7 protein-coding genes are annotated in these 13,070 nt (G+C 67.2%); 2 read left to right on the top strand and 5 right to left on the bottom strand.

Translation table 11 applies throughout. The features are described 5' to 3' along the window. The first annotated feature begins 138 nt into the window (after nucleotides 1–138). A complete protein-coding gene (cfa, locus tag GLA29479_RS07410; protein WP_057971206.1) occupies nucleotides 139–1,275 on the top strand; it encodes a cyclopropane fatty acyl phospholipid synthase in 1,137 nt (378 codons plus the stop codon). Between the two features lie 193 nt (nucleotides 1,276–1,468). On the opposite strand, the gene GLA29479_RS07405 is transcribed toward cfa, so the two are convergent. Continuing rightward, nucleotides 1,469–2,908 carry an amino acid permease gene (locus GLA29479_RS07405; RefSeq protein WP_057971205.1) on the bottom strand — a complete coding sequence of 480 codons (1,440 nt, stop codon included), beginning with the start codon at nucleotides 2,906–2,908 and terminating at the stop codon, nucleotides 1,469–1,471. 228 nt (nucleotides 2,909–3,136) lie between these two features. Between GLA29479_RS07405 and GLA29479_RS07400 the strand changes: the two genes are divergently transcribed. After that, nucleotides 3,137–4,441 carry a glycerophosphodiester phosphodiesterase family protein gene (locus GLA29479_RS07400; RefSeq protein WP_248842811.1) on the top strand — a complete coding sequence of 435 codons (1,305 nt, stop codon included), beginning with the start codon at nucleotides 3,137–3,139 and terminating at the stop codon, nucleotides 4,439–4,441. Between the two features lie 567 nt (nucleotides 4,442–5,008). On the opposite strand, the gene GLA29479_RS07395 is transcribed toward GLA29479_RS07400, so the two are convergent. The 4 genes from GLA29479_RS07395 to GLA29479_RS07380 all read right to left on the bottom strand — a co-directional run bounded on the left by GLA29479_RS07395 (nucleotide 5,009) and on the right by GLA29479_RS07380 (nucleotide 12,903). Then, nucleotides 5,009–5,854: an NAD-dependent protein deacetylase gene (locus GLA29479_RS07395; protein ID WP_057917648.1), complete on the bottom strand. Its 846-nt coding sequence runs from the start codon at nucleotides 5,852–5,854 to the stop codon at nucleotides 5,009–5,011. Nucleotides 5,855–6,042: 188 nt separating this feature from the next. Then, on the bottom strand, nucleotides 6,043–9,312 hold the full coding sequence (locus GLA29479_RS07390) for a YadA family autotransporter adhesin (protein WP_057971203.1): 3,270 nt from the start codon (nucleotides 9,310–9,312) through the stop codon (nucleotides 6,043–6,045). Nucleotides 9,313–9,673: 361 nt separating this feature from the next. Continuing rightward, nucleotides 9,674–10,441, bottom strand: coding sequence for a response regulator transcription factor (locus GLA29479_RS07385; RefSeq protein ID WP_057917650.1), 768 nt, complete (start codon nucleotides 10,439–10,441; stop codon nucleotides 9,674–9,676). A gap of 254 nt (nucleotides 10,442–10,695) precedes the next feature. Further along, on the bottom strand, nucleotides 10,696–12,903 hold the full coding sequence (locus GLA29479_RS07380; protein WP_057917651.1) for a M3 family metallopeptidase: 2,208 nt from the start codon (nucleotides 12,901–12,903) through the stop codon (nucleotides 10,696–10,698). Between the last annotated feature and the right edge of the window lie 167 nt (nucleotides 12,904–13,070).

Raw genomic sequence — 13,070 nt, 5'->3', positions numbered from 1 at the left:
AGGCGTTTGTTATCGTGCGGCGACGCGGCAGGCATGCGCGCGTTGCCCCGGAAGCGTCATTCAGTGAAGAGAGCGGGTCGATCAGCGCCGTGATCCGCAGGCAGTGCCGAGCGTTTCAACGACCGAGCCGAGGCCGATATGTCCGTTGCGTCGCTGCGTAAACGAGTCGAGGGCTTGCTGGAACTGGCCGACGTGCGTGTCGACGGCCAGCGGCCCTGGGACATCCGCGTCGAAGACGAGGAGTTCTACTCCCGGGTGATGGCGCAGGGCTCGCTCGGCCTGGGCGAGTCCTACATGGACGGCATGTGGCATACCGACTCGCTCGACGAAATGCTGGTGCGCCTGATGCGCGCCCATGTCGATGAGCAGGTCCACGGTTGGGCGGCGATTCTCGACGGCCTGCGCGCTCACCTGGTCAATCTGCAGAGCCACCGTCGCAGCTTCACCATCGGCGAGCGCCATTACGACCTCGGCAACGACCTCTACCGGGCCATGCTCGGCAAGCGCCTGGTCTACAGTTGCGGGTACTGGCGCGACGAGCGCGGGCAGCCGCTGCACGACCTGGATGCGGCCCAGGAGGCCAAGCTCGACCTGGTCTGCCGCAAGCTCGGCCTGCGCCCCGGCATGCGCGTGCTCGACATCGGCAGCGGTTGGGGCGAGGCCTTGAAGTTCGCCGCCGAGCGCTACGGCATCCGCGGGGTCGGCGTGACCGTGTCGCGCGAGCAGGCCGACCTGGCCGACGAACTCTGCGCCGGGCTGCCGATCGAGTTCCGCCTGCAGGACTACCGCGAGCTCGACGAGCCCTTCGACCGGATTTTCTCGCTCGGCATGTTCGAGCACGTCGGGGTCAAGAACTACGCCGGTTATTTCGACGTCGCCCGCCGCTGCCTCAAGCGCGACGGCCTGTTCCTGCTGCACACGATCGGCGGCAACCGTTCGGTCACCCATTCCGACCCGTGGATCGCCAAGTACATCTTCCCGAACTCGATGCTGCCCTCGGCCAAGCAGATCGCCGAGCACGTCGAAGACCGCTTCGTGATCGAGGACTGGCACAACTTCAGCGCCGACTACGACCTAACTCTGCAGGCCTGGCGCGACAACGTCGAGCGCGGTTGGGAGCATCTGGACGCGGCGCGCTACGACGAGCGCTTCCGGCGCATGTGGCGGTTCTATCTGGCCGCTTCGATGGCGACCTTCCGCAGCCGCCATGCGCAGCTGTGGCAGCTGGTCCTGTCGCCGGACGGCGTGCCGGGCGGCTACGTCGCGCCCCGGTGAAGCGGGTGCCGCTTCAGGGTAGGAGCGGCGCAAGCCGCGACCACGCAGCTATCGCTTCACGGCGTCCGCGTCCGCAGCTCCTGTAAGAGCGGCCCATAAAACAAGCCCAGCGCGCACCGGCAGGACCCGACGGGCCCTGCCGGCTTGATTCAGGTCTGCTTTGTCAGGCCCGCTTTCGTCAGGCCTGCTTTTGTCAGGCTTGTTCCTGCGCCAGCTTGCTGTGGCGCATGCCGTAGCCGAAATAGACCAGCAGGCCCAGGCTGACCCAGACCAGGAAGATCAGCCAGGTGATCGCGGCCAGCTCGGACAGCAGCCAGATCGAGAAGCCGATGCCGATCAGCGGGATCAGCGGCACCAACGGGGTGCGGAAGGCGCGGTGCAGGTCGGGCTTGCGCACGCGCAGCACCCATACCGAGGCGCAGATCACGATGAACGCCGAAAGCACGCCGATATTGACCAGCTTGGCGACCTCGCCGATCGGCAGGAAGCCGGCGACCAGGGCGGTGAAGATGCCGAGCACGATGGTCGGGCGGTGCGGCGTGCCGTACTTGGGATGGATCTTGGCGAACCAGCCCGGCAGCAAGCCGTCGCGCGACAGCGAGAACCAGATGCGTGCCGCGCCGAGCATGAAGGCGAACAGCACGCTGGCGATGCCGATCACCGCCGAGATCGAGATGGCCGCGGCGATCCAGGGCAGGCCGAGGCGGGTGAAGGCTTCCGAGACCGGGGCGTCGCCGCCGAGGGTGGTATAGGGCGCGATGCCGGTCAGTACCAGCGACACCGCCAGGTACAGCGCCATCGACACGCCGAGCGACAGCAGCACCGCGCGCGGCAGATCGCGCTGCGGGTTCTTGGATTCCTCGGCGGCGGTGGTCAGGGTGTCGTAGCCGAACACCGCGAAGAACACCACCGCGGCAGCCGTCGCGATGCCCTGCAGGCCGAAGTGGCCGACGCCGTCGGCGTCGACGACGCGCTCGGGAATGAACGGCACCCAGTTGGCCGGGTCGATATAGAACGCGCCGACGCCGATCACCAGCACCACCGCGATGACCTTGATCGCGACGATCACGGTGTTGAAGCGCGCGCCCCATTCGGTGCGGAACACCAGCAAGGCCGACACGCCGATCGTGGCCAGGGCCGCGATCAGGTTGAAGACGCGGCCTTCGCCGGTGCCGATGGCGCCCTGCGCCCACACCGGCAGATAGAAGCCGGCGCTGCCGAGCAGGGCCTGCACGTAACCGGACCAGCCGATCGCGACCACCGCCACGATCAGCGCGTATTCGAGCAACAGGTCCCAGCCGATCAGCCAGGCCGGCAGCTCGCCGAGGGTGGCGTAGCTGTAGGTGTAGGCGCTGCCGGTGACCGGGATCATGCCGGCGAACTCGGCGTAGCACAGCGCCGCCGCGGCGCTGGCGATGCCGGCGAGCAGGAAGGCGAGGGCGACGGCAGGGCCGGCGTTGGTGGCGGCTTCGTGGCCGGCGAGGACGAATACCCCGACGCCGATGATGCCGCCGATGCCGATCGCGGTGAGCTGCCAGAGCCCGAGTACGCGGCGGAAATCCGTACGTTTGCTGGCCTCGGCCTGCAGTTGTTCCACCGACTTGTGCCGCAATACCTTGGCCACCAGGCTCATCGAACGCTCTCCCCGAATGATCGCCGCATCATAGCGGCTGCGGCGGGCCGCGCTTCAATACGGGACCGTTCTGGGGCGGGATCGTCAAATCGCGGCAATGCCCAGGCCCGATGATGGCGGGTCGGGCGCGGCCGGCGCACCCGCGCTCGCGGCCGGCGCAGCTTGGACGCGCGCCGGCGGCGCACGCGGACCTGCTTGGGTGCACATGACTTTGGGGAGAATCGACCGGTGAAGCGCAGTACATCTCTTAGACTGGCCTGGATCGTCTGCGGCGCGCTGGCCGGCGCGGCGGCGAACGCCACGTCCGCTCCCGCCGTCCCGGAGTCTTCGTCCGCCGTGCAGACCGCCGAAACCCCGCGCCTGATCGTGATCGCCCACCGCGGCGCCAGCGGCTATCGCCCCGAGCACACGCTCGAGGCCTATCGCCTGGCGATCCAGCAGGGCGCCGACTTCATCGAGCCGGACCTGGTCGCGACCCGCGACGGCGAACTGGTGGTCCGCCACGAGAACGAGATCTCCGGCACCACCGACGTCGCCGACCACCCGGAATTCGCCGACCGCCGCGTCAGCAAGGTCATCGACGGCGAGACCCTCACCGGCTGGTTCACCGAAGACTTCAGCCTGGCCGAACTCAAGACCCTGCGCGCGCGCGAACGCATCCCGCAGATCCGCCCCGGCAACAAGCGCTTCGATGGTCGGTTCGAGATCGCGACCCTGCGCGAGGTGATCGCCCTGGCCAAGGAGCACAGCCGCGACGGCCGCGTCATCGGCATTTATCCCGAGACCAAGCATCCGACCTGGTTCGCCTTCGAAGGCAAGCGCATCGACGGCAGCCCGATCCGGGTCTCGCTCGGCGAAAAGCTGGTGCAGACCTTGGTCGCCGAGGGTTTCACCGACCCGGCGCGGGTCTATATCCAGAGTTTCGAGGTCGCCAACCTGATCGAACTCAAGCGCAGGATCCTGCCGAAGGCCGGCATCGATCTGCCGCTGGTGCAGCTGTACGGCGACTTCGAGCGCGACCGTCCCTACGACTTCGTCTACCACCTCGCGCACGGCAGCGACCTGGGCGCGATCTATGGCGATCTGGGCACGGCGATCCCGGGCGGCATCGGCGCCGGCACCGGCTATGCGGCGCTGACCGAAACCGCGGCGCTGACCTGGATGCGGACGCACTACCTCGCCGGCCTGGGCCCGTCCAAAAGCAGTCTGCTGCCGCGCGTGGCCCTGCCGGCCAAGCGCGATGCCGACGGCGACGGCAACGCTTTGCTCGCCACCCGCAATACCGGTTTCGTCCATCCGGTGCTCGGCCGCGCGCTGCAGCTCGGCTTGCAGGTGCATCCGTACACGGTGCGCGCCGAGGAGCCCTTCCTGAGCCAGAGCGCCAACGGCATCGTCCAGAGCGCGCTCGGCGAGGCCCTGCAGCTCTACGCCCTGGGCGTGCAGGGCTTCTTCATCGACCAGCCCGACATAGGCGTGGCCGCGCGCAAGCTGTTTCTCGAACACAGCCGCATCGACCGGCGTCCGACGCCCTGAGCGCCAGCGCGCCGCTTCTGGGTAGGAGCGGCGCGAGCCGCGACAAGCCAAGCGGGGAGGTACCATGTCTTCGTCCGCAGGCAGGGTCTGCGACGTACAAAAAACAAGCACCGATTGCCCGGGCTTCGGTTGCGGCGCTGGCGCCAACTTCTTGCGTCGGACGCTATGAGCGCCAGCGCACCGCTTCTGGGTAGGAGCGGCGCGAGCCGCGACAAGCGAAGCGGTGAAGTACCACGTCTTCGTCCGCAGCCAGGGTCTGCGACGTACAAAAAACCAAGCGCCGATTGCCCGGGCTTCGGTTGCAGCGCTGGGGTAATTTCTTGCGTCGGACGCGATAAGCGACAGCGCGCCGCTTCTGGGTAGGAGCGGCGTGAGCCGCGACAAGCGAAGCGGTGAAGTACGACGTCTTCGTCCGCAGCCAGGGTCTGCGACGTACAAAAAACCAAGCGCCGATTGCCCGGGCTTCGGTTATAGCGCTGGCGTCAACTTCTTCGGTTGGTCGCGGCTCACGCCGCTCCTACAGTCGGCGATATCCTTAGCCGATTCCCGATTCCCGATTCCCGCCAATCACCCCAACGCCGCCTGCAAGGTCGCCGAGCAATCGGCTTCGAGCTTGAGCGTGGCGATGTCGTCGGCGCGGGTCACGCCTCGGTTGAGCAGGGCCAGCGGCAGGCCGGCCTCGCGCGCGGCGCGGGCGAAGCGGTAGCCCGAATAGACCATCAGCGACGAACCCACCACCAACATCGCGTCGGCTTCGGCCAGGGCCTGCTGGGCCGCGGCGACGCGCGCACGCGGCACGTTTTCGCCGAAGAACACCACGTCGGGCTTGACCATGCCGCCGCAGTGTTCGCACACCGGCGTGGCGAAGCGCTCGAACTCCAGGCCTTCCAGGTCGGCGTCGCCGTCGGGCAGGACCGCCGCGTCGAGGTCGACCCAATCCGGATTGCGTTCGGCCAACTCGGTTTGCACCGACTCGCGCGCACGCCGCGCGCCGCAATCGAGGCAGACGATCTCGTCCAGGCAGCCGTGCAGATCGACCACGTCGCGGCTGCCGGCGCGTGCGTGCAGGCCGTCGACGTTCTGGGTCACCAGCGCATGCGGGCCGTCGCGTTCCTGCCAACGCGCCAGGGCCTGGTGGCCGCTGTTCGGCCGCGCGCCGGCGAACGAAGGCCAGCCGACGAAGCTGCGTGCCCAGTAGCGGGCACGGGCGCGGGCGTCGCCGACGAAGGCGCGGAAATCGATCGGCGGCTTGCGCTGCCAGGCGCCGTTCTCGTCGCGGTAATGCGGGATGCCCGAACCGGTGCTGAGGCCGGCGCCGGTCAGCACGAACACGCGCCGGTGCGGGCGCAGCCACTCGTACAGGGCCTGTGCGGCGGTGTGCGCATCGCGGGTGTCGGCGGCGTTCGGATTCATTCGGGGGCGTGGTCGCAGGTGGGGCGGGGCTGTGGGCTAGATGGCGGCGATGCGGCGGCTATCCAAGGTCGGCGCTGCGCCGCGGCAGCGACGGTGTCGCAAAAGAAGACCGCCCGAATCGCTTCGGGCGGCCTGGCGTACCACGGCGGGGCGCGCGCGGTCGCCGGGGGGAGGTCAGGTGTCCGGGCTCACCACATCAGGCCGGCGCCGACGGTCACGCCGACATCGCCCTTGGAGTTGCTGTTGCCGGAGAATTTGTAGACCCAGCGGCCGTCCTCGCTGATCGTCGAGACGCCGATCGCGAAGCCGGTTTCGCCGCGGAACGAGCTCGCCGCGATCGCCGCCATGCTCTTGCCGGGCATGTACGACTGCGGCAGACCCGCGACCGCCATCGCCGAAGCGACGCCGGCGCTGGCCTTGTCGTCGAGCTGGCCGATCTCGCGGCGCAGGCCGTTGCCCCAGTTGTCGGTGTATTGGTTGGAGGTGGTGATGGCGCGGTTGACGCCGTCGTTGAGCTGCTGGACGTTGACCGCATCGGTGTTGCTGGTGCCGGCGCGGACGTTGCGGATCTGCACCGAGCCGCCGCCGTTGTTGAGGGTCACCTGGGTGGTGTTGACGCTGCCGTCGACGTTGGTGTCGTAACGCACCGTGCCGGCCTGCGAGGAGCGCAGCTGGGCGACGTTGACCGCGTCGTTGTCCTGGCTGCCGGCGGCGACGTTGACGATCTGGCGCTGGGCGCTGGCGGTGCCCACCGAAACCGTATTGGCGCGGTCGGCGACCGCGCCCTGGCCCAGAGCGACCGCGCCCGAGGCCGTCACGCTGGCGCTTTCGCCGACCGCGACCGCATTGGTCGCGGACGCCGAGATGCTGCTGTTGGCGCCGACCGCGGTGCTGCCGTCGGCGTTGACCCGGGCGTTGCCGCCGATCGCGGTGTCGTTGTCGCCGGCGGCATAGGCATCGCCGCCGACCGCGACGGCATGCTGGCCCATGGCGCTGGCGCTGGCGCCGGCGGCGATCGCGCGGGTGCCGGTGCCGACCGTGGCGTTGCCGGTGCCGTCGATGGCGATGCGCGGTTCGGGGGTGCCGCCCGGCGGCAGGTTGTCGATGCGGTTGTTGATGTTGGTCAGGCTGGCGTCGACCGCGGCGAAGGCCGCACCGACGTCCTGGTAGCTGCCGCCTTGCACGGTGAAGCTCGGTGCGCCGAAGACGCCGCCGCTGAAGCTGGCGCCGGCGCCGAAGATCGAGGCGATGCCGTCGCCGAAGCCCTGCACCTGGCCGCCGTTGACGGCCTCCAGGCTGCCGGCGGCTATCAGGCCGTTGGCGACATTGTCCAGGGTGGTGCCGGTGCCTGCGGGGCCGCGCAGGGTGGCGCGGGTGTAGTCGGGGTTGCCGGTGCCGTCGTCGTCGTATTTCAGGGCGAAGGCGTCGTTGCCGGCGACGCTGCCGTCGAGCGCGCTCAGCGCCGAGCCGACGTCGTTGTAGGTGTTGCCGCCGATGACGTAATTCGGGGCGGTGAAGCCGCCGCCGACGTTGAAGGTCGCGCCGCCGCCGAACAGCGCCGCAGTCGAGGTGCCCAGGCCGAACAACTGGCCGCCATTGACCGCTTGCAGGCTACCGACCGCGATCGTGCCGCCGGCGAGGTTGTCGATCACGGTGCCGGTGCCAACCGGTCCCTGCAGGGTGACGTTGCCGTAGTCGGGGTTGCCGGTGCCGTCGTCGTCGTAGCGCACGGCGAAGGCGTTGCTGCCGGTCAGGCCGCCGTCGAGCGCGGTCAGCGCGGCGCCGACGTTGTTGTAGGTGTTGCCGCCGATGACGTAGTTCGGCGCGGTGAAGGTGCCGCCGGCGTTGAACGTGGTGCCGCCGCCGAGCAGGTTAGCCACGGAAGTGCCGATGCCGAATATCTGGCTGCCGTTGATGGCGTCGAAGCTGGCGGCGGTGATCTGGCCGGCGGCGAGGTTGCCGATCAAGGTGCCGGTGCCGGCCGGGCCGCGCAGGGTGACGTTGCCGTAGTCGGGATTGCCGGTGCCGTCGTCGTCGTACTGCACGGCGAAGGCCTCGGCCGCGGCCATGCCGGTGTTGACCGCGGCGAAGGCGTCGCCGGCGTTGTTGTAGCCGTTGCCGTCGATGATGAAGTTCGGCGCGGTGACGGTGCCGTCGGCGGCGACTGTGGCGCCGGCGCCGAGGCGCTGCGCATTGGACTGGCTGATTGCGAAGATCTGGCTGCCGTTCACCGCCTGGGTGCTGCCGGCGGCGATGACGCCGGCGCCCAGGTTGGAGATGACGGTGCCGCCCGGGCCCTGCAGGGTGACGTTGCCGAAGTCGGGCGTACCGCCGAGGTCGTCGTACTTGACCGCGAACGGATCGGCCGCGGCATTGGCCAGTGCGCCCTGCAACTGGGCCACGTTGACCGCGTCGGTGCCGGTGCTGCCGGCGGCGACGTTGGTCAGCTTGCGGGTCGAACCGGCGGCGCCGATCGAAACTTCGCCGGCCGAGGTCTGCGGCGCGACCAGGCCGAAGGCGGTGTAGCCGCTCTGGGCGCCGAGCGCGGTGCTGGAACCGGCGCCGAGCGCGACGCTGTTGGCGTGGGTCGAGGTCGCGCCGAAGCCGAGGATGGTCTGGCGGTCGGCGTTGCCGAAGCTGTTGTCGCCGATCAGCACGGAGTTGCCCAGGCGCGCGGCGTAGTTGGTGTCGGGGCCGCCGACGAAGCCTTGCGAGGCCGCAGTGACGGTCGGCAGCTGATGGCGGGCGTTGGTGCCCATGACGATGGTGTTGGAGCCGTTGGCGTAGCTGCCGTCGCCGATGATGACCTGGTTGTTCTGCGCGGGATTGGTGCGCCAGGTGCAGGCCAGGCCGATGATCACGCACGAGGCGTTGTTGTTGTTGCCGATGTAGTTGCTGTCCTGGAATTGGATGTAGCTGTCGGATTGCACCGCGCCGATCAGGGTCAGGTGGTTGGCCGGTTGGTTGCCGTCCAGGTCGAGCACGTTCGGCGCCTGCACCAGGTTGAGGATCAGCGACAGATACGAATAGTTGAAGTTGGCGCGATCGATGGTCAGGCAGCCGCTGCCGAGTAGGCCGCAGGCCTGGTAGTCGTTGCCGAGCAGCCAGTTGCTGAGGTATGCGTTGATGCCGGGCAGGCTGTTGTTGGTCGGGTCGGGCGGTTGAATCACGCCCATCGGCGAGGCCATGCCGCCGTCGTCGAAGGCCATCGAATCCCAGGTGGAACTGTTGGGTATGCCATCGAATACCAGCGGCAGCAGCGGCGCTTCCTCGTCGAGCAGTTCATCGCTTGTGGTCGGCTGTTCGCCGTTGGAAGACGAGGTGTCTTCGCTGCTCTCGATCGCAGGCGCGGACAGTGCGGAGCCGTCTTCGGCGGCGCTGGCGAGCAAGGGCGTCGCCGCCAGGCTCAGCGCGACGCACCAGCAGGCGGTCGATCGGAACAGGGAAGTACGCGTCATTCGGATGCCATGCGTGGCTGCCGATGCGGTGGCCAGAAGAATTGCGTTCTGCGTGTCGCTCTGATTCATGGCAACAGTCTCCGTCTACGGTCGATGCGGTGGGCCGATCGATAGCGCAGGACGGAGCAGATGCGAGCCGGCCGCTATGGCTGCGATTTCGTCTCAATCCGTGGGATATCATCGCTGCCGCGTTCGCTGGCACGACAGTCATCGGCTGATGCAGGCTAGGTAGCCCAACTACGCAATACACTCATGCAGCATCACCTTCACTCACGCGAGATCACGCAAGCGAATGTGTGAGTTGCACAGTTCTCGACGTCAGCCGCCCCCTGCGGCCGCTATGAAAGTCCGCAGTGACTATTCAACTGTTCGCACGCACGATGGTGCACAGATAACCCATGCCGCGCACGGCGCGCAGAGGCAACGGCAAGGGGCTCATCAGCGCGACTTTTTTGCGCAGACGATAGATCAGCATTTCCAGGCGGTGCGGATCGAAATCGTAGACATCGCTGGTCAAGGAACCGATCAGACTGTCGTGCGAAACCGGATGGCCGCCGGCGCCGGTATTGACCAGGCGTAACAGCACACTGCGCTCGGGCGCGCTGAGGTCGATCGAAGATCCGTCGGGGGTGCGCAGGGTCCAACCGTCGAGCGCGAGTTCCCATTCGCTCAAACCGGCGCTGCTGCGCGCGGGCATGGCACGCATGTGATGTTGCAGGCTGTGCATCGCGGTGATGACCGCGGCGAGTCCGTCGAGGTCGACCGGTTTGGGGAAACAGGCGTCGGCGATCTCGTGATAGGACTCGGTCTGGCAGCCGCTGCCGGCATCGGCGTCGAGCATGACGATGCCGATGTCGGAATGTTGGCGCAGGTGCAAGGCGACCGTGCGTGGATTGTCGTCTGGAAGATCGCTCGCGATTACTGCGATATCGCAGGGCGAACTGAGCAGATTGCGGTATAGCGCGGTGGCGTTCGCGCATTCGACGACGGCGAACTGGCGCATCTGCAGCGAATGCAGGATCTGTTGCCTCAACAGCGGATCGCGTTCGACCAGCGCGATGCGTCGATCGTTGCGGTTGGAACTGGAACCGGACGAGCTTGCAGCTTGGACCACGGAGATGGCGGCCATCCTGATGTCCCCTGTTGATCGAACTTCCTGTCGTTACGCTGGTGCTGAACGACGCCGTCGATATCCAAAATCAGGTTAGTTGGGCTCCACTTGGACCGAATGTGACATAAGTCGAGCTTCGTCGAAAGTGCGGAAATTCCTTGGAAATCTTTAGATCGTGATAACGGTGGTTATGTGCCTTCCAACGACAAAAAGGCCGCCCACCGGACAGGTGGGCGGCCTTAGTTGGCGAAAAGCCGGTCAGCGAACCTGAATTATTTATTCTTGGGCTCGCCGGTGGCCGGGGCGGTCAGGCCGCGGCGCTCCAGCAGGGGCTCGATCTTCGGCTCATGGCCGGCGAAATCGCGGAACAGCTGCAGGGCGTCCTTGCTGCCGCCGCGCGAGAGCAGGGTGGCGCGGAAGCGGTCGCCGTTCTCGCGGGTCAGGCCGCCGTGCTGCTTGATCCATTGCACCGTGTTGGCGTCCAGCACTTCCGACCAGATGTAGGCGTAGTAGCCGGCCGCGTAGCCGCCCATGATGTGGCTGAAGTACGGGGTGCGGTAACGCGGCGGGACCGGCGTGTAGTAAATGCCGTCCTTCTTCAGCGAAGCGGTCTCGAAGCCCATCACGTCCTTGGCCTTCGGCACCTGGGCGGCGTCGCCGATCTGGTGCAGGTTCTGGTCGAGCATGGCCGCGCCGAGGTATTCGGTGGTGGTGAAGCCCTGGTTGAACTTGGACGCGGCCAGGACCTTGTCCAGCAGTTCCTTGGGCATCGGCTCGCCGGTCTGGTAGTGCTTGGCGTAGTTGGCCAGCACCGACGGCCAGTCGGCCCACATCTCGTTGACCTGCGAGGGGAACTCGACGAAGTCGCGCGGCACGCTGGTGCCGGAGAAGTAGGGGTACTTCACGTTTGAGAACATGCCATGCAGGGCATGGCCGAACTCATGGAACATGGTGGTGACCTCGTCCCAGGTCATCAGGGTCGGCTTGCCGGCCGGCGGTGCCGGGATATTGAGGTGGTTGGCCACCACCGGCAGGGTGCCGAACAGTTCCGACTGGTCGACGTAGGAGTTCATCCAGGCGCCGCCGCGCTTGGAATCGCGCGAGTACATATCGGCGATGAAGATCGCCAGCTGCTTGCCGTCGGCGTCGAACACGTCGTAAACGCTGGTGTCCGGGCGATACAGCGGCAGGTCGGTGCGCTGCTTGAACTTCAGGCCGTAGAGCTGGCCGGCGGCGTAGAACACGCCGTTCTCGAGCACGTTCTTCATCTCGAAGTAGGGCTTGAGCTGGGCTTCGTCGAAGGCGAACTTTTCCTTGCGCACCTTCTCGGCGTAGAACGCCCAGTCCCAGGGCTCGAGCTGGAAGCTCTTCTCGCCCTTGGCGGCCTGTTCCTTGTCGATCATCGCCTGCAGGTCGGCGGCTTCGCGCTTGGCGTTGGCGACCGCGGCCGGGGCGAGTTGGCCGAGCATGTTGTTGACCGCCTCGGGGTTCTTGGCGGTCTCGTCCTCGAGCACGTAGGCGGCGTAGTTCGGGTAGCCCTGCATCTTGGCGCGCTCGGTGCGCAGGGTGACGACCTTGGACACCAGCTCGGTGTTGTCGAAGGCGTTGCCGCGGCTGTTGCGCGCGACCGAGGCCTTGTGCAGTTTCTCGCGCAGGGCGCGGTTGGTCAGATCGGTCTCCGGCGGCTGGCCGGTGGTGTTGAGCAGGGTCAGCAGGTACTTGCCCTCGAGCTTGCGTGCCTTGGCCGCTTCGGCCGCGGCGGCGATGCGCTCGTCGGACAGGCCGTCGAGTTCGGCCTTGGTGTCGACGACGATGGCCGAGTCCTTGACCTCTTCGAGCACGTTCTCGCTGAACTTGGCGCCCAGTTCGGCCAGCTCGGCGTTGATCGCCTTCAGGCGGGTCTTCTGCGAGTCGCTGAGGTTGGCGCCGCCGCGGACGAAGTCGGTGTAGTAGCGCTCGACCAGGCGCACGCCCTCGGCGTCCAGGCCCAGCGAGTCGCGCTGGCCGTACAGGGTCTTGATGCGCGCGAACAGCTTGGGGTTGAGGTTGATCGCGTCGCGGTGCGCCGACATCTTCGGCGCGTATTCCTGCATGAGCTTCTGACGCACCGGGTTGGTGTCGGTGCTCATCAGGTTGAAGAAGGTCGAGGTGGAACGGGCGAGGATGCGGCCCGAGCGCTCCAGCGCCAGGATGGTGTTGTCGAAGCTCGGCGCCTGCGCGTTGTTGGCGATCGCCTCGATCTCCTTGAGCTGATCGGCCATGCCGCGATCGAAGGCCGGCGCGAAGTCGGCGTCCTTGATCTTGTCGAACTGCGGGAACTGCAGCGGCAGCGGGCTCTCCTGGAAGAACGGGTTCGCGTTCGATTGAGCGTTGGCGGTCACGGCTTGGTCTGCTTTGGTCTGGGCCTGGGCATTGTGGGCAAGGCTGGTACCGGTGGCGAACAGGGCCACGGCCAACGCCAGCGCGAGGGGATGCTTCATCGTGCGGAACCTCGTCAATAGGAACCTTAAAGCCTAACCGACCCCGGGCCAGGGCGGCCCGTGACGAAAGGCATGGCCGCCCGGGGCGGGCCCGCGAGGCCGGGCAAAGCATGACCAAGGGGCCAGGTTCGCCGGCTGCGGCCGGTTTACACTCCGGCGCAGTTCAT

The organism is Lysobacter antibioticus, assembly GCF_001442535.1.
GTDB classification, from domain to species: domain Bacteria; phylum Pseudomonadota; class Gammaproteobacteria; order Xanthomonadales; family Xanthomonadaceae; genus Lysobacter; species Lysobacter antibioticus.
The sequence above is the reverse complement of the archived record's forward strand: the minus strand, read 5'-3'. Positions and strand labels throughout refer to the sequence as shown.

Excerpts from the sequence above, each read along its gene's own strand:
- cfa (WP_057971206.1), top strand. The coding sequence starts at position 139 with ATGTCCGTTGCGTCGCTGCGTAAACGAGTCGAGGGCTTGCTGGAACTG.
- GLA29479_RS07405 (WP_057971205.1), bottom strand. The coding sequence starts at position 2,908 with ATGAGCCTGGTGGCCAAGGTATTGCGGCACAAGTCGGTGGAACAACTG.
- GLA29479_RS07395 (WP_057917648.1), bottom strand. The coding sequence starts at position 5,854 with ATGAATCCGAACGCCGCCGACACCCGCGATGCGCACACCGCCGCACAG.
- GLA29479_RS07390 (WP_057971203.1), bottom strand. The coding sequence starts at position 9,312 with ATGACGCGTACTTCCCTGTTCCGATCGACCGCCTGCTGGTGCGTCGCG.
- GLA29479_RS07385 (WP_057917650.1), bottom strand. The coding sequence starts at position 10,441 with ATGGCCGCCATCTCCGTGGTCCAAGCTGCAAGCTCGTCCGGTTCCAGT.
- GLA29479_RS07380 (WP_057917651.1), bottom strand. The coding sequence starts at position 12,903 with ATGAAGCATCCCCTCGCGCTGGCGTTGGCCGTGGCCCTGTTCGCCACC.